Here is a 16,427-nt window from a genome sequence, read left to right on the forward strand (position 1 = left end):
GAAGCCGAGATGATCAAACCACTGCTGCTTCTCGCTCTCCTGAGCCTGCCCCTCGCCGGCCCGGCACGCGCCGCCACCGTCAATTTCGTCACCGAGGAATACCCGCCCTTCAGCTATCACGAAGGCGACACGCTCAAAGGTGCGTCGGTCGAGCAGGTGCAGCTGCTGATGCAGAATGCCGGCATCGACATGCATATCGAACTCATGCCCTGGACCCGCGCCTACGCCGCCACCCAGGCGACCTCGATGACCTGCCTCTTCACCACGGCCCATAGCCCCGAGCGTGACAAGCTGTTCAAATGGGTCGAGCCGCTGCTGGTGGATGACAATATTCTCGTGGCCACCGCCTCCTCGGGCATTCGCGAAACCGATCTGGACGACACGCGGCGTTACGTCATCGGCACGCATCGCGGCGACTACACGGAGAAACTGCTGAAGGAAAAGGGCTTCCCTAGGGTCGACGTCGCCAGCGATTTTCCGGCGACGCTACGCAAACTCATGAACGGCCGCATCGACCTCATGCCCATCTCGGAGATCTACTTCGAAAAGCTCAAGGTTGACCAACCCCTCGTCCGGGTCGCCACGCTCTCCTCCCAATCGCTGGGCATCGCCTGCGAAAAAAGCTTTCCCGAGGATCTCAGGGCCAAGATGCAGCAGGCGCTCGACGCACTGATCGCTGACGGCACACAGCGCGCGATTTTCAACAAATACGGCCTGCACCCGCGTCGGTGATCCGGCTTCCCGGGTCTCGTTTCATCGATTCTGGCCGCCATAAACACGCTTGCGCTTGACTTCGGCGCCGTTTCGCGGTGGTGAACGTGCTTGGAATTTGAAACGCCCAGGAATGAACGCGCCATGCTTGTTATCGCCGGCCTCGGCAATCCCGGCAGACAATATGCCGGCAACCGCCACAATATCGGCTTCATGGCCGTGGACGCCATCCACCGCCGCCACTCGTTTTCGCCCTGGTCAAAGAAGTTCAAGGCCGAGATCTCCGAAGGCGAGATCGCGGGTGAAAAGGTGCTGCTGATCAAGCCGCAGACCTACATGAACCTGTCTGGCGAATCCGTCGGCGAGGCGATGCGCTTCTACAAGCTGCAGCCATCCGACATCGTCGCCATCTACGACGAACTCGACCTCGCGCCCGCCAAGGCCCGCATCAAGGTCGGCGGCGGCCATGGCGGCCATAATGGCGTGAAGTCGCTCGACGCGCATTGCGGCAGGGACTACCGGCGCCTGCGCCTCGGCATCGGCCATCCCGGCAACAAGGATCTGGTGCACAACTACGTGCTTGGCGATTTCGCCAAGGTCGACCAGCAGTGGCTGGAGCCGATGCTCGACGCGCTCGCCGACAATCTCGAGATGCTGGTCAAGCGCGAGGATTCGCAGCTGATGAACAAGCTGGCGCTCGCCGTCGGTGGCAAGGAAGACGAGGACAAGCCAAAGCCCGCCAAGCCTTCAGGTGCGAACACAGCCGGCCAGAAGCCTGCCGGCAAATCGCACATCCATCAGGCCCGTAACAGCGCCCAGCCGAAGAAGCTGCCGACGACGGGACCAATGGCCGAGATGCTGAAGAAGATGTTCGGCAACAAGGAAGACTGACCATGTCCGCCTCGCCTCTCGCCATCCGCACCGCCGAGGCGGGAGATCTCGCAGCGCTTCTCGCGCTCTACAAGGACATGAACCCCGGCGACCCCGCCATCGATCCGGCGGTAGCCCAGGAGCGCTTCGCCTCCATGCTGGCCTATCCCGGCATGCGCGTCCTGGTGGGCGTGGCCGACGATGCGTTGGCGGCTTCCGTCACGCTGATCATCATACCCAACCTCACCCGCGGCGGCGCGCCCTATGCGCTGATCGAAAACGTCGCCACTGCGACCCCGCATCGCCGGCGCGGCTATGCCAGCGCCCTGATCGGGCACGCGATCGAGCTCGCCTGGCAGGAGGGTTGCTACAAGGTGATGCTGCTCACCGGCCGCACCGATCCCGGCATCCATCGCTTCTACGAAAGCTGTGGCTTCGTGCAGAACAAGACGGGCTTCCAGATCAGACGAAGTGTCTAGACCTACTCCTCTGGCTCCGTCGTAAACATCAGCGGGAAACCCGCTTCCTTGCCGAAATCCATGGCTTCCTTGGCCTTGGTCTCGGCGATATCCTTGGCGCAGACGACCACCACGGCGGTGCCGAGCTTGTGCGCGGTCATCATCACCCGGTATCCGGCCTCCTCGCTCATCCTGAAGACGATCTTCAGCACCGCCGTCACGAATTCGCGCGGCGTGAAATCGTCGTTGACGAGGATCACCTTGTAAAGCTTCGGCCGATCGAGCTTCGGCTTCGACTTCACTTTTGGCTTCAGGGCGACATCGTTGTCACTCATCGGGCAGTCCATCCGTTGATGACAGGAAAGAGGGCGAGGCTATGCTCAGCCCGCATATTATATTGCACCGCAAGCGCTGCTTTCAAGCCAAAGCCGCTTTGATCACGCAAGATCGCTCGAAAAGCTTGACCCGGAGGCGGCTTTTACCCCATACGCACGGCCAAGGAATTCAAGAACAGCAGGTTTCAGCCATGGGCTTCAAATGCGGTATCGTCGGTCTGCCGAATGTCGGCAAGTCGACCCTCTTCAACGCGCTCACCAAGACGGCGGCAGCGCAGGCGGCGAACTATCCCTTCTGCACGATCGAACCGAACACCGGCGAAGTCGCCGTTCCCGATCCGCGCATGCAGAAGCTGGCGGGTATCGCCGGCTCCAAGGAAATCATTCCGACGCGCATCTCCTTCGTCGACATCGCCGGCCTCGTGCGTGGCGCGTCCAAGGGTGAAGGCCTCGGCAACAAGTTCCTCGCCAACATCCGCGAAGTCGATGCCGTGGTCCACGTGCTGCGCTGCTTCGAGGATGACGACATCACCCACGTCGAAGGTCGCATCAATCCCGTCGGCGACGCCGACACGATCGAGACCGAGCTGATGCTCGCCGACCTCGAAAGCCTGGAGCGCCGCGTCGAGCAGACCCGCAAGCGCGCCGCATCCAAGGACAAGGAATCGCTGGCCCAGCTTCCCGTCATGGAAGCGGTCATCAAGCTCCTCAACGAAGGCAAGCCCGCCCGTCTTCTCCTGAAGACGCTGGCGCCTGAAGAGATCGAAATCCTGAAGGGTCTCAACCTCCTGACCTCGCACCCGGTCCTCTACGTCTGCAACGTCGCCGAAGGCGATGCCGTCGACGGCAACGAGCACACCAAGGCGGTTGCAGAAATGGCCGAGAAGCAGGGCGCGGAATGCGTCATCATCTCGGCTGCGATCGAAGCCGAAGTGGCGCAGCTGCCGGAAGAAGAAGCCACCGAGTTCCTCTCGGCGCTCGGCCTTACGGAAGCCGGCCTCGACCGCCTGATCCGCGCCGGCTACCACCTGCTCGACCTGATCACCTATTTCACCGTTGGCCCCAAGGAAACCCGCGCCTGGACCATCCGCCGCGGCACCAAGGCCCCGGCGGCGGCCGGCGTCATCCACACCGATTTCGAACGCGGCTTCATCCGCGCCTTCACCATCGGCTACGACGACTACATCAACTTCAAGGGTGAAGTCGGCGCCAAGGAAGCCGGCAAGGGCCGCGACGAAGGCAAGGAATACGTCGTCCAGGACGGCGACGTCATCCACTTCCGCTTCAACACCTGATTTCGAACGATAGGACTGCCGCCTAAGCATGTCGCGCAAAAGTGCGCAGCGGTTTTGCGGAACCGACATGCGACAGAACAAAAACTTAAAGCGTGGCGAGCGAATCCGAAGGATCGCGACACGCTTTAAGCGGGTGGCAGTCTCTTTTGCATGCCATCAGGCAGACGGCGCACGACAGCACGCCGAAGCGGCATCCAGCCGGTGCCGATGATGAGAACGATCACGCCCACCGCCAGCAGCGTGATGAAGACGTAGGTATCCACCTGCGCATTGCCCTGGCGGAAGATCCCGTAGAGCGCGGCCCCCAGCGATACCAGTCCCGACGTCACGAAGGCACGTCGGTCGATGATCAGCCCCACCAGCATCAGCGCCATGACTGTGATCACCACGACAGGTGTGCGCATCGACACCGTGTCGAGCCCGGCGAGCGCCCCTCTGCCGCCGCCGGACAACCACAGAATGCTGTAAAGCAGCACGGGGGCGGCGCCGAGATGCAGCCAGAAGGCAATGTCGGAATTGACGGTCCGGCGCAACGGATCCTTGAGATCGAAGCGCATGGCCATCGCAAACAGGCCGATCGCGCAGGCAACCAGCAGCATCGACTGCACGCCCTCATGGGTGGCCATGTCGAGCGGAGTGCCGCTCAGCCAGTCGAACAGGCGCAGAATGAGCTTCGGCACCACGACCGCCGCCCCCATGATCGCCAGCGCCAAGGCAAGCGGTATCCTGTAGAGCAGATAGAAGAGGCCGAGCACGACGGGAAAGGCCAGCGTATATTGCAGCCCGTCATTGTGGATACCAAGCCCGAAGATGTCCGATGCTCCCAACATCGCCGACACGGCTCCCGTCCACATCGCCAGCGCGACGCAGGTCCAGATCGCCAAAGCGAAGGTAAGCGCCACAGCCGGCAGCGCCAGCCGCTGGCGGCGCACGAGGATTTCCGCAAGCACGATGATGGCGGGCAGCACCGCATAGATGGAGCCGAGGCCCCAGAGCCCGGCAAGCGCCACGACGATACCGATGGTGATCAGCACGTCGTGGAACCCGCGCACAAAGCTCGGCGTCTCCGTGTCGGAAAACGCCACGGCCCGCCCTGTCGTCTCCGCTACCACCGCGTCGACCCTGACGCCGCGCTCGATCAGAAACGGCAGAAGCCGATCGGCAACGCGGTCGGGAAGAATGCCCTCCCGCTCGGCCTCATCAAGGATCAACTTCAACTCGGGCATATCGGAAATCTCTCATGAATCATTGAGTTACAATGGATGCTATTGTAATCGTGAACAAACGCCTATGACGCGGAGATGAATTTGTCCGATCAGATCCTGGCCTATGAGGATTTCCATCCCGGTCGCCGCTTCGCGCTCGGACCTGTTACGGTCTCGGCGGAAGAAATCATCGAATTCGCCAGCGAGTTCGACCCGCAGCCGATGCACACCGACGAAGCAGCCGGACGCGCGAGCATCCTCGGCGGGCTGGCGGCCTCGGGCTGGCACACATCGGCGATGCTGATGCGGATGATGATCGACAGCTATTTGCTGAATTCGCTCTCCGAGGGCGCGCCCGGCATCGACATCATGGAATGGCGCCGGCCTGTGATCGCTGGCGACACGCTCTCCGGCCACTCGACCGTGCTCGAGGCGCGCGCCCTGCGCTCCCGCCCGGGTATCGGCATCGTCAAGTTCCGCCACGAGCTCGAAAACCAGCGCGGTGAAACAGTCTGCGTGTCGGAGAACCCGATCATGTTCCGCATGTCCACCGCGACCGAAGCGCAAACGGGAGCAGGCGCATGAGGATGCTCGATCGCTATGCGCTCGGCGAAAAGACCGAGACGGGAAGCTACGCCTTCACGGAGGAAAACATCATCCGCTTTGCCACGCGCTATGATCCGCAGCGCTTCCATGTGGACAGGCAAGCCGCGCGCGAAAGCCTGTTCGGCGACCTCTGCGCCTCCGGCTGGCATACCTGCGCCGGCTGGATGACGACATTCGTCGCCTACTGGATCGCCGAGAGCAAGAAGCTCGCCCGCGAGGGGCACACGCCGCCCAAACTCGGCCCGGCCGCAGGCTTCAAGGACCTGCAGTGGATCCGCCCGGTTTTCGCGGGCGAAACCGTCGATTACGCCGTCACTCTGCTGTCGAGCCGCCCGATGGCCTCACGCCCGGGCCGCATCCTCAACACCATCCTTTGCGAAGGATATGTCGCGGGCGACCCGGTCGTCAGGTTCGAAAGCAGCGTGCTCGAATTCGAGTAGCAGCCGGCCTCAGTGGCCTGAAAACTCGACCAGCGTACGGACGTCGACGCCGAGCGCTTCCAGCTTGGCGCGCCCGCCGAGATCCGGCAGGTCGATGACGAAGCAGGCCGACACCACTTCGGCGCCCATCTGGCGCAGCAGCTGGGTCGCGCCGACTGCTGTACCGCCCGTCGCGATCAGGTCGTCCACGAGGATCACCTTCTCACCCGGCTTGACCGCATCGATATGCATCTCCATCTCGTCGATGCCATATTCCAGGCTGTAGGCGATGCGAACGGTCTCGTGCGGCAGCTTGCCCTTCTTGCGGATCGGCACGAAGCCAGCCGAAAGCTGGTGCGCGACGGCGCCACCGAGAATGAACCCTCTTGCTTCCATGCCGGCGATCTTGTCGATCTTCGTGCCCGCATAGGGCTGCACCAGCGCATCGACGGCGCGGCGGAATGCCCGGGGATCGCCAAGCAGCGTGGTGATGTCACGAAAGATGATGCCGGGCTTGGGATAGTCCCGGATCGAGCGAATGCTGGCGGCAAGCTCGGAAGCGATAGTGTCCATTGAAAATTCCGTATTATCGAGAGGCATGTTGGAAGCCGGGCGCACACTATCAATTGCCCGCCGCGCTTCCAACAAAAAACAGCCTCCCCAGGCCGCGCCGGCATGCGGCACGAGCACTAAGTTCGACAATCAGGGTCGCCTATTCGCCGGCGCGCAGCGTTCGCCCCTGGCCGGCATTCGCGGCATCGCGGATCGCCGCCAGGAAGCTCGTCAGCCCCGCCGAACGCAAGGGCATGTAGGCCTTGCCGCTCTCCCGGCAGGACCGCTTGATGATGCCGGCCGCCGTGTGGCTGATGTGATCGACCGGGAAGACGACGGTCGTTGCCTGCGCAAGCGCGGCCGGCAGAAGCGTCGTGCTGTCCTCAAGGCCGCCATCGTGCAGCAGCAGCGTCACGCCGTGGTCGGACGCAAGCGACCGCAGTCTGTCATAGAGGCTTCGGCGACCACCAACATAGAGCACCGCCCCCTCGCCGGACGACGCCGCGGATGAAGCCATACCGGATGCAAGCATCGTCGCGTCATCGCCGACGCTCGACCCGTTGCCAAGAAGCAGCGCCTCGATCTGGTCGTTCTCCAACCGCAGCCTCGACAGTTCAGCCTCCGCCCGCTCCGCGCGTTGCTGCTCTCGCTCTGTTTCCTGTCGGGCACTGGCTAGCCGTTCGGTCAACAGCTCCGAGTGAGCGGCATTGGCCGAAGACACCCCGCCACGCGCTTCATCAGCCCGTGCCTCGCCAGCAGACCCGACCGTGTCACTGGTCGCCTGCGCCCGCCGCAGCGCCTCCCGCAATTGCTCGATCTCGCGCAGCATCTCGACGCGCTCGGCCGCGGCCGCAGCCAGGCGGCGCTCCTGCTTGGCGATCTTGTCGTCTTTTTCCTCGGCTTGGCGCTGCAGCTCGGTCAAACGGGCGATATCCAGCCGGCTCGCGCTGCCGACCAGATGCGACAGCATGTGCACCTCGCCGAAAACCTCCCGCACCAGCTTTTCGTTCGCGGCCGGGTGGGTCATCACCGTCCAATAGGCTCCCGAGATATCGCCGCGGTCAAACGCCTCCCGCCAGAACCGCTGCAGTTCCTCGGCGCTGTCGATCGACGCCGCCCGCCGGATCATGCTTTCGTGGCGACGATCGAGCGCCTTGTTGAGAAGCTTGCCCGGTACGCCTTTCTGCCCGGCCAGCCATACGCCGCGTGAATGCAGCGCATGATCGCCTGCGCTACGTGCATCGCCCTCACCCACCTTGATCAACACCTGGCGAAGCTCGCCGGCCGTCAGGCAGGTTCCGATGATCGAGCAATGGAAATGCGAGCTGATCTCCCAGGTCTTCGCCCGCCCGCTGCGCTTCGCCGTCGCGCCAAATGACGGCGCAGACCGTTGCGCGGTCGCCGGCAACTTGGCGAGCGGAGCATGCGAGGCGTGGTATCCCGACAATAGCGGCATTGCTGAACCTATCGATGTATCTCAACGAATACATCGATAGGCCCGAACAAGCGCTCGCGCAAGCCGCATCACAAGCGCGCCTGAAGAAGCCCTATTGAAATGAAAGGGAAAGGAAAAAAGAAGAGCAGGCAGGAAAACGCTTCCCTGCCTGCGAAAGCCCTCGGGCTTAGTGGTCCTTGCGGGCGTAGACCGACCGCTTGGTGAGATAGATCAGCACGGTGAAGATCAAAAGGAAGATCATCACCATGAAGCCGGTGTGCTTGCGCTCGACCAGATGCGGCTCGGCGGCCCACATCAGGAACGAGGCGACGTCCTTGGCATACTGGTCGACCGTACCGGCAGTGCCGTCGTCATAGGTCACCTGGCCATCCGACAGCGGCGGAGGCATGGCGAGCACGGAGGCGGCGTGGAAGTAAGGGTTGTAGTGCTGGCCCTGCGACACCGTTGTGCCTTCAGGCGGGTTCTCGTAGCCGGTCAGCAGCGAGTAGATATAATCCGGCCCGCCTTCCTGATACTGCGTGAAGATATCGAAGATGAAGCGCGGGAAGCCACGCTCGACTTCGCGGGCTTTCGCGATCAGCGAGAAGTCCGGCGGCGCCGCACCGTTGTTGGACGCAGCGGCCGCTTCAGCGTTGGCGAATGGCGACGGGAAGTAGTCCGACGGCACGGCCTTGCGGCTGTACATGTCGCCGGCGGCGTTCGGGCCGTCCTGCACTTCGTAGTTGGCGGCGAACGCCTTGACCTGCGCTTCCGAATAGCCGAGATCGCCCAGCATGCGGAACGGCACGAGGTGCATGGAGTGGCAGGCGGCGCAGACTTCGGTGTAGACCTTCAGGCCGCGCTGCAGCTGGCCCTTGTCGTAGTGGCCGAAGGGACCGGCGAAGGTCCAGTCGACCTCCTTTGGCTCCTTCAGCGGATAGTGCGGGGTCGCCGCCTCGTGATGTTCGGCGGGCTTTGCCTCTTGCGCGACGGCCGCGCTCCCGAGACAGCCGACGACTGCGAGTGACAGGATGCTTGCAACAAGCTTTTTCATGATGTGTGTTCCCTCTCGCCGCCCGCTCATGCCTTGGCCGCTTCGGCAGCGACCGACTTGTTGCGCTTCTCCAGCACCGCCTCGGTGATCGAGTTCGGCACCCGGCGTGGCGTCTCGACGAGACCCAGGACCGGCATGACAACAAGGAAGAAGGCGAAGTAGAGCAGCGTGCAAATCTGCGAGATCGTGGTGTAGAGGCCTTCCGCCGGCTGCGAACCGAGCCAGCCGAGGATGATCGCGTTGATCACGAACAGCCAGTAAGCCATCTTGTACCACGGGCGATAGACCGCGGAACGAACCTTGGACGTGTCGAGCCACGGCAGGAAGAACAGCACGATGATGGCGCCGAACATGACGAGAACGCCAGCCAGCTTGGAATCGATCGGTCCGATGTTGAAGGTGATCGAGCGCAGCATCGCGTAGAACGGCAGGAAGTACCATTCCGGAACGATATGCGCCGGCGTCTTCAACGGGTCGGCCGGGATGTAGTTGTCGGCGTGGCCGAGGAAGTTCGGCAGGTAGAAGACGAAATAGGCGTAGACAAGCAGGAACACCGAAACGCCGAGCGCATCCTTGAGCGTCGCGTAGGGCGTGAACCGCACCGTATCCGTCTTGGTCTTGACCTCGACGCCGGTCGGGTTGGTCTGACCGGTGACGTGCAGCGCCCAGATGTGCAGGACGACGACGCCGGCAATGACGAATGGCAGCAGATAGTGCAGCGAGAAGAAGCGGTTCAGCGTCGGATTGTCGACCGCGAAGCCGCCGAGCAGGAACTGCTGCACCCATTCGCCGACCAGCGGGAATGCCGAGAAGAAGCCGGTGATAACCGTGGCGCCCCAGAAGGACATCTGACCCCAGGGCAGAACGTAGCCCATGAAGCCGGTCGCCATCATCAGGAGATAGATGAGAACACCGAGGATCCAGAGGATTTCGCGCGGCGCCTTGTACGAGCCGTAATAGAGGCCGCGGGCGATATGCAGATAGACCGCGACGAAGAAGAACGACGCGCCGTTGGCGTGCATGTAGCGCAGCAGCCAACCGTGGTTGACGTCGCGCATGATCTTTTCGACGGAATTGAAGGCAACGGATGTTTCCGCCGCATAATGCATGGCGAGCACGATGCCGGTTAGCATCTGCACGATCAGCATCACCGACAGCATGGCGCCGAAGGTGTAGGCGTAGTTCAGGTTACGCGGAACCGGATAGGCGACGAAGCTGTCATAGACGAGACGAGGCAGCGGCAGGCGTGCATCGATCCACTTCTCAAGGCCGGTTGATGGCTCGTAGCTGGAATGGCCACTCATAAATCAGTCCCCCTCAACCGATTTTGATAACTTTGTCGGAAACGAACGAATAGGTCGGAATCGCGAGATTCTGCGGTGCCGGGCCTTTCCGTATGCGGCCGGCCGTATCGTAGACCGAGCCATGACAGGGACAGAACCACCCGTTGTATTCGCCGGCCTGGCCGAGCGGAACGCAGCCAAGATGGGTGCAGGACCCGATCATGACGATCCAGTTTTCCTTGTCCTTGCCGGCCGAACGATCGACACCCGTCGCCTGCGCGTCGGCGGCGAGGTTGGCGTTGCGCGCGATCGGATCCTTGAGCTCCGCCAGCGGAACGTCATCTGCAGCCTTCACTTCCTCAGGTGTACGGTTGCGGATGAAGATCGGCTTGCCGCGCCACTTGGCGGTCAGCGACATGCCGGGCTCGAGGCTCGAGACGTCGACTTCGATGGAAGCGAGAGCCAGCGTCGACGCGTCGGGACGCATCTGGTCGATAAACGGCCATGCGACAGAGACGGCGCCGACGGCGCCTGCCATACCCGTGGTTAAATAAAGGAAATCACGGCGTGTGGGCTCGCTAGAGACCCCGCCTGTCGTTTCGTGTTCGCTCACGGCTTAACATCCTCTGCCCAAACTTCGCGGAATTTTCCGCGCCATCCCTCCAAGGCGACGAATCTGTCATACAGATATTCGAACTTAGATTCCCCACCCACTAAGGCGCGTTCTATTATCGATCATCAATTATGTCCAGCCTCGGCAGGGCAAGTGGGCACAATGTCGCGGCCCTTGAGAGTTGATTCTTTAGGACAATCGCGCGGCTGCAACAGTGTTGCGTTGCAACATATCCGGCCGCGTGTTACGTGGCCGAAATATTACTCGCTCACGCCCGGTGCCATCCTATGAGACACACTTTATTCTGCGTGGGCAGTGTTCTCGTCTCGCTGCTGCTTGCCGCCATTTCTTTGCGTTATCTCACGCACACTTGGCTGCTTGCCTTCGTCTACAGCTTTCAGGTCCATTTCGCGCTCGCAGCACTCGCCGCAAGCCTCGTCCTGATGCTCATCAGACGCCATTGGTATACCTATCTGCTCGTCACCGTGTCGGTGCTGCTTGCCGGCCACGGCGTGCTGATGCTGAAGGAATTCGAGGCCGCTCCGCCGGCGACTGCGTCGCGCCCCATCCTGCGGCTGATGTCCTTCAACATCGAGAACGACAATTTCGAAAACAGCCGCCGCATCGCTGAGGACGTGATCGCCTCCGGCGCCGATGTCGTCAACATCCTCGAGGCCATACCGCTGCTCCCCGAGCTCCCTCGGATCTCGGCCACCTACCCGTATCGCATCGGCTGCGGCGTCGGCACGCCGGGATGCGATACGCTGGTGCTTTCCAAGCGCCCGTTCCTTGAACAAGGCGTGAGAACCCTCGGCGATCTATGGCCCAATCGCCTCGTCCAGGTGACGATCGATGTCGATGGCACGCCCGTCCACCTCGCCTCCGTTCACCTCGCAAAGCCCTATTTCGACGATTTCCAAGTCGACGAGCTCTGGGATTTACGCAAGGTCGTCAAGTCGGTGGATGGACCGCTGATCGTCGCCGGCGATTTCAACTCAGCCATCATCGATCCGCATATCCAGGATTTCGTCCGCACCGCCGGCCTGAACACGGTTTTTCCGGAGCCCGCGACATGGCCCACCCGAGCCGGCAAGCTCGGCATCGCCATCGACCACGTACTCGCCCGCCCGCCGCTGCGTCTGGTCTCGGTCAGGCAGATTGCGGACAATGCCGGTTCCAACCACTACGGGCTGATGGCCGAGATCGCCATCGATCGCTAGCAGCGGATGAGCTGGAACGCCTAGACCTCTTCCAGATCGGCCGCCAGGAAGCCGCCCGATTGCCGCGCCCAGAGCTCCGCGTACAGCCCGCCATCGCGCAGCAGCGCCTCGTGCGTGCCCTCCTGGATGATCCGCCCCTTGTCGACGACGATCAGCCTGTCGAGCGCTGCGATCGTCGACAGCCGGTGCGCGATCGCCAGAACCGTCTTGCCGTCCATGATCCGGTTGAGGTTCGTCTGGATCGCCTCTTCCACCTCGGAATCCAGCGCCGACGTCGCCTCGTCGAGAACCAGGATCGGAGCATCCTTGAGCATGACCCGAGCAATCGCGATGCGCTGCCGCTGCCCGCCCGAGAGCTTGACGCCGCGTTCGCCGACATGCGCGTCGAACCCCTTGCGCCCCTGCTGATCCTCCAGCCGCTGTATGAAGCCCATCGCCTCCGCGCGACGGGCCGCCTCGACCAATCCGGCCTCACCGGCATCCGGGCGACCGAAGAGGATATTGTCGCGCACCGAGCGGTGCAGCAGCGACGTATCCTGGCTGACGACGCCGATCTGCATCCTCAGCGATTCCTGTCTGACGCCGGCGATATCCTGCCCGTCGATCAGGATGCGCCCGCCTTCGAGATCGTAGAGCCGCAGCAGAAGGTTCACGAGCGTCGACTTGCCGGCGCCCGACCGGCCGACGATACCGACCTTCTCGCCGGGAGCGATCGTCAGCGAGAAATGGTCGATCACGCCACTGCCCTTGCCATAGTGGAAGGACACGTCGTCGAAACGGATGCCGGGCTCGGCGATGACGAGATCCGGCGCATCCGGCTTGTCGACGAGACCGAGCGGCTTGGAGATCAGCTCCGCCGAGTTCTGGATCGTGCCGAGATTGCGCATGATGCCGTTGAACTGCGTCATCAGCCGTCCCAGCAGAAAGTTCAGCCTGAGCACCAGCGCCAGCGAAAACGCGACGGCGCCCGAGCTGATAAGCCCCTGCAGCCACAGATGCACGCTGAGCCCGGCCATGGTCACGATCATGATGCCGGAGAGCAGCGCCATCGAAGCGCGCACGCCGGTGATGAAGCGGGTAAAGAGCAGCACCGTCGCCTGGAACGTATCGAAGCCCTGCCGCATGTAGCGATCGGTCTCTTCGTCGCGGGCAAACAGCTTCAGCGTCTGGATATTGCTATAGGCATCCACCATGCGGCCGTTGAGCATCGAGGCGGATTCGGCCGTATCGCGCGAGTGGCGCCGGATGCGCGGCACGAAATAGCGTGCCAGAACCCCGAAGGCGACCAGCCAGCAGAGCACAACCACCGCCAGCGACAGGTCGAGACGCGCTACGAGCACCAGCGTCGTTGCCGCGTAGATGCCGACGAACCAGACGCTCTCCATCAGCGAGGTCACGAGATCGCCCGTCGCCTGCCCCGCCGACCACACCTTGGTGACGATCCGCCCGGAGAAATCACTCTGGAAAAACGACAGCGATTGCCGTGACACATGCAGGTAGGACTGCCAGCGGGCGAGATTGTAGAACCCCGGCGTGATCACCTGCTGATCGACCAGCGCGATTATGAGCTGCACGATGAAGCGCACGAGGCCGATGAGGAAGAGCATGCCGAACAGCTCGAAGCCATGCGCGGCGAGCAGGCCGTGCCAGCCGACGTCGGGTTTGATGCTGGCGAGAATATCGACGACGCGCCCGACGAACCAGAACAGCGCCGCCTCGATGGCGGCCGACATGCCGCCGAGAACCAGCATCGCGATGAAGGGCAGCTTGGCCTGGCCGATGTAGAACCAGATAAAGCCCGTCGTCGACCGCGGCGGCTGAATGTTGTCGCGCGGTTGGAAAGGATCAATCCAGGTTTCAAAGGCACGAAAGAGTCGATTTAGGAGCATATTTGCGATATAGGCTTATCCGCCGGATGGGGAAAGCAATCCGTTCGCCGGACCAACCTTATATTTTGGTAATGATTGGTAACATCGACGGCATCGTCGTTGAATGAGACATGTCCCGCCACAATGTGGGAATAGCATGAGATTTCACGGGAGACGGCCACAATGCAAAAGAGGACACTCGTGTCGAGCATACCGTTGCCTTTGGCGGAAAGACTCGATGCGGTCATAGAGCAGTTCGGCGTAGCGCACGACCAGGTCGTGGCGGAAGCCGTTGCCGCTTGGATCGATAATGAAGAGCAGCGTCGGCTCATGACGTTGCGCACGCTTGCCTTTGCCAGCAGCATGGCGGTCGAGGGCCATCGCGTCATCGACTGGGCGGATAGCCTGAGTGCCGACAGGCACTGAGCAGACACATCCAAGCGACTGATTACAAAATAAAAACGCCCTCCCGATATCCCAGGGAGGGCGTTTTCAATTGTGGGCCTTGCGGATCTGTATCCGCTCAGAATTCCGACCAGTTCGCCGCGGCCGCGGCCTGTGAGCCGCCATAGGCGCGGGCAACGCGGGCACCGAGCGCGCGGGCCGGCGAATGGACGGCCTGATGGCTCGCCTCCGAAGCGATGCGCACGGCGGCAACCTGATTTTCACTCAACCTGAACTGCGCGAGAAGCTCGATCAGCGCCGCGGCTTCCCGCGCCAGGCTGTGAGTCGCCGCCGTCGTCTGCTCGACCATCGCCGCATTTTTCTGGATGCCCTGGTCCATCTGGTTGACCGCGACGTTGATCTCGCTGAGGCCGGTCGACTGTTCGCGCGAGGTGCTGACAATGGCCGACACGTTGCCGTTGATCTCCTGGACCGCGGACACGATGACGGACAACTGCCGGCCGGTCTCGCCGACCAGTTCCACACCCTCTCGCACCTGATCGCCCGATTTGGTGATGAGCGCCTTGATCTCCTTGGCGGCATTGGCAGAGCGTTGCGCCAGTTCGCGCACTTCCTGCGCCACGACCGCAAAGCCCTTTCCGGCTTCACCGGCGCGTGCTGCCTCGACACCGGCATTCAGCGCCAGAAGATTGGTCTGGAAGGCAATGTCGTCGATGACGCCGATGATGTTGGAGATTTCGTCCGACGAGGTTTCGATCGCCTCCATCGCCGCCACCGCCTGCTCGACGATCGCGCCGGAGCGCTCGGCGCCGCTGCGGGTCGTCTCGACCAGCTCGCCCGCCTGTCCGGCCCGTGCGGCCGAATCCCGGACAGCGGTCGTCACCTGTTCCAGCGACGACGCGGTCTCCTCGACGGAAGCCGCCTGCTGCTCGGTGCGCTTCGACAGATCGTCGGCCGCCGCGCGGATCTCGTTGGCGCCGGAATCGATCTTGCGGGCGTTTTCGCCGACCACGCGCAGCACGCGCTCCAGCCCGTGAACGGATTCGTTGAAGTTGATGCGCAGCTGGTCCAGCTGGCCGGCGAAGGTCTGCTCGATACGGAAGGTCAGGTCGCCGTCGGAGAGGCTCTTCAGCCCGCGCGCCAGATTGTCGACCGCGAACGACACCTCGGCCGCCTCGCGCGCCTTCTGCTCCTCGCGCGCGATCCGCTCGCTTTCGCTCATCGAGCGGTTGGCTTCCGTCTCGCGCTCGAGGCGTTCGCGCTCCAGCGCATTTTCGCGGAAAACGGCAACGGCAGCGGCCATTTCACCAATCTCATCACGACGGCCGGCATAGGGAATGGCGGCATGGTTATCGCCCGCGGCCAGCGCGTTCATCGACTGTGTGATCGCGCCGATCGGCCGCGTGACACGAACGAGGCTGAGCACCGCGGCACCGATCGCGAGCAGCACGGCAATCAGCACGCCGGCGATCGTTGCAATCGTCACGACCTCGGTCGTCTCGGCCGCAGCCTTTTTGTCGCTGCCGGCGGCGGCACGGTTGTCTGAGATCATGCCCTGCAGGATATCACCGGCCGCGTTACCCATCGGCGTCATCTTCTCGATGACGGCCTTGGCATCGCTGTTGCGCGCGCTGGCAAGCAGGCTGGCGAACTGCTCGCCGAGCTTGTCGTAATCCGCCATCATACCCTTGAGCTGCTCGAACCGCGGCCGTGGGCCGGCCGATTGCGCGGCTTCGAACGTGGCAACGGCATCCTCACGAGCTGCGGTGGCCGTCTTGATCTGATCAATAAGAGCCTTCTGCTCTTCATCGCTGACGGCGGCGAACACCGCCAGATAGAGGCGGCGGACGTCGGACATGCGTCGCTCCATCTCCGCGATCATCAGCGACTTGTCCATGCGCAGGCTGATGCTTTCGGCCTGGCTGTTGAGCTGCCACACCGACCGCATGCCGGCGGCACCCTGGGCGACGAGGATGATGACGATGAAGGCAAAGAGAGCCGGCAGGAAAAACTTGATCTTGAGAGAGCTCATGGCTGGCACCTGAAAAGTTTCAAAGAACGCTTAAATCTATGAAACCCTTGTGCCAGTCTCCGCTAA

17 protein-coding genes are annotated in these 16,427 nt (G+C 62.5%); 8 read left to right on the plus strand and 9 right to left on the minus strand.

All coding sequences use genetic code 11. The features are described from left to right. Positions 1 to 12 precede the first annotated feature (12 nt). The 3 genes from ACODTZ_RS15885 (at position 13) to ACODTZ_RS15895 (ending at position 2,060) form a co-directional block, all read left to right on the plus strand. On the plus strand, positions 13 to 732 hold the full coding sequence (locus tag ACODTZ_RS15885) for a substrate-binding periplasmic protein (protein WP_489026804.1): 720 nt from the start codon (positions 13 to 15) through the stop codon (positions 730 to 732). Positions 733 to 855: 123 nt separating this feature from the next. Then, positions 856 to 1,602 (plus strand): aminoacyl-tRNA hydrolase, encoded by a 747-nt coding sequence (gene pth, locus ACODTZ_RS15890; RefSeq protein ID WP_489026743.1) that lies wholly within the window; start codon positions 856 to 858, stop codon positions 1,600 to 1,602. Positions 1,603 to 1,604: 2 nt separating this feature from the next. Then, entirely contained in the window at positions 1,605 to 2,060 is a 456-nt protein-coding gene (locus ACODTZ_RS15895) for a GNAT family N-acetyltransferase (RefSeq protein WP_489026744.1), read from the plus strand. Between the two features lie 2 nt (positions 2,061 to 2,062). On the opposite strand, the gene clpS is transcribed toward ACODTZ_RS15895, so the two are convergent. Continuing rightward, positions 2,063 to 2,374: an ATP-dependent Clp protease adapter ClpS gene (gene clpS / locus ACODTZ_RS15900; protein WP_018897383.1), complete on the minus strand. Its 312-nt coding sequence runs from the start codon at positions 2,372 to 2,374 to the stop codon at positions 2,063 to 2,065. A 191-nt stretch (positions 2,375 to 2,565) separates the two neighbouring features. On the opposite strand from clpS, the gene ychF reads away from it, so the two are divergent. After that, positions 2,566 to 3,669 carry a redox-regulated ATPase YchF gene (gene ychF / locus ACODTZ_RS15905; protein WP_018897382.1) on the plus strand — a complete coding sequence of 368 codons (1,104 nt, stop codon included), beginning with the start codon at positions 2,566 to 2,568 and terminating at the stop codon, positions 3,667 to 3,669. Between the two features lie 125 nt (positions 3,670 to 3,794). Here ychF and ACODTZ_RS15910 read toward each other — a convergent pair whose 3' ends face one another. Then, positions 3,795 to 4,895 (minus strand): hypothetical protein, encoded by a 1,101-nt coding sequence (locus tag ACODTZ_RS15910; protein WP_489026745.1) that lies wholly within the window; start codon positions 4,893 to 4,895, stop codon positions 3,795 to 3,797. Positions 4,896 to 4,970: 75 nt separating this feature from the next. Between ACODTZ_RS15910 and ACODTZ_RS15915 the strand changes: the two genes are divergently transcribed. After that, complete coding sequence (locus ACODTZ_RS15915) at positions 4,971 to 5,459, plus strand: MaoC family dehydratase (RefSeq protein WP_489026746.1); 489 nt, start codon at positions 4,971 to 4,973, stop codon at positions 5,457 to 5,459. Further along, positions 5,456 to 5,920, plus strand: a complete 465-nt coding sequence (locus tag ACODTZ_RS15920; protein WP_111562870.1) for a MaoC/PaaZ C-terminal domain-containing protein — start codon at positions 5,456 to 5,458, stop codon at positions 5,918 to 5,920. The genes ACODTZ_RS15915 and ACODTZ_RS15920 overlap by 4 nt, the downstream gene beginning before the upstream one ends. Positions 5,921 to 5,929: 9 nt before the next feature. Here ACODTZ_RS15920 and ACODTZ_RS15925 read toward each other — a convergent pair whose 3' ends face one another. From ACODTZ_RS15925 to petA, 5 genes are all read right to left on the minus strand, one after another. After that, positions 5,930 to 6,472 carry an adenine phosphoribosyltransferase gene (locus ACODTZ_RS15925; RefSeq protein ID WP_111562871.1) on the minus strand — a complete coding sequence of 181 codons (543 nt, stop codon included), beginning with the start codon at positions 6,470 to 6,472 and terminating at the stop codon, positions 5,930 to 5,932. A gap of 139 nt (positions 6,473 to 6,611) precedes the next feature. Beyond that, a complete protein-coding gene (locus ACODTZ_RS15930; RefSeq protein WP_489026747.1) occupies positions 6,612 to 7,907 on the minus strand; it encodes a DUF2325 domain-containing protein in 1,296 nt (431 codons plus the stop codon). A 166-nt stretch (positions 7,908 to 8,073) separates the two neighbouring features. Continuing rightward, positions 8,074 to 8,940, minus strand: a complete 867-nt coding sequence (locus tag ACODTZ_RS15935) for a cytochrome c1 (RefSeq protein ID WP_047506103.1) — start codon at positions 8,938 to 8,940, stop codon at positions 8,074 to 8,076. Positions 8,941 to 8,966: 26 nt separating this feature from the next. Continuing rightward, positions 8,967 to 10,244 (minus strand): cytochrome b, encoded by a 1,278-nt coding sequence (locus ACODTZ_RS15940; RefSeq protein ID WP_047506107.1) that lies wholly within the window; start codon positions 10,242 to 10,244, stop codon positions 8,967 to 8,969. 13 nt (positions 10,245 to 10,257) lie between these two features. Beyond that, positions 10,258 to 10,836: a ubiquinol-cytochrome c reductase iron-sulfur subunit gene (gene petA / locus ACODTZ_RS15945; RefSeq protein ID WP_112941073.1), complete on the minus strand. Its 579-nt coding sequence runs from the start codon at positions 10,834 to 10,836 to the stop codon at positions 10,258 to 10,260. A 287-nt stretch (positions 10,837 to 11,123) separates the two neighbouring features. Between petA and ACODTZ_RS15950 the strand changes: the two genes are divergently transcribed. Then, positions 11,124 to 12,056 carry an endonuclease/exonuclease/phosphatase family protein gene (locus ACODTZ_RS15950; protein WP_489026748.1) on the plus strand — a complete coding sequence of 311 codons (933 nt, stop codon included), beginning with the start codon at positions 11,124 to 11,126 and terminating at the stop codon, positions 12,054 to 12,056. Positions 12,057 to 12,076: 20 nt separating this feature from the next. Here ACODTZ_RS15950 and ACODTZ_RS15955 read toward each other — a convergent pair whose 3' ends face one another. After that, on the minus strand, positions 12,077 to 13,945 hold the full coding sequence (locus tag ACODTZ_RS15955; RefSeq protein ID WP_112980151.1) for an ABC transporter ATP-binding protein: 1,869 nt from the start codon (positions 13,943 to 13,945) through the stop codon (positions 12,077 to 12,079). Between the two features lie 162 nt (positions 13,946 to 14,107). Here ACODTZ_RS15955 and ACODTZ_RS15960 point away from each other — a divergent pair, with 162 nt between their 5' ends. Then, positions 14,108 to 14,350, plus strand: coding sequence for a hypothetical protein (locus tag ACODTZ_RS15960; RefSeq protein WP_489026749.1), 243 nt, complete (start codon positions 14,108 to 14,110; stop codon positions 14,348 to 14,350). A 97-nt stretch (positions 14,351 to 14,447) separates the two neighbouring features. On the opposite strand, the gene ACODTZ_RS15965 is transcribed toward ACODTZ_RS15960, so the two are convergent. Further along, entirely contained in the window at positions 14,448 to 16,361 is a 1,914-nt protein-coding gene (locus ACODTZ_RS15965; protein WP_489026750.1) for a methyl-accepting chemotaxis protein, read from the minus strand. Positions 16,362 to 16,427: the final 66 nt, after the last annotated feature.

Source organism: Rhizobium sp. FG113, from assembly GCF_057809895.1.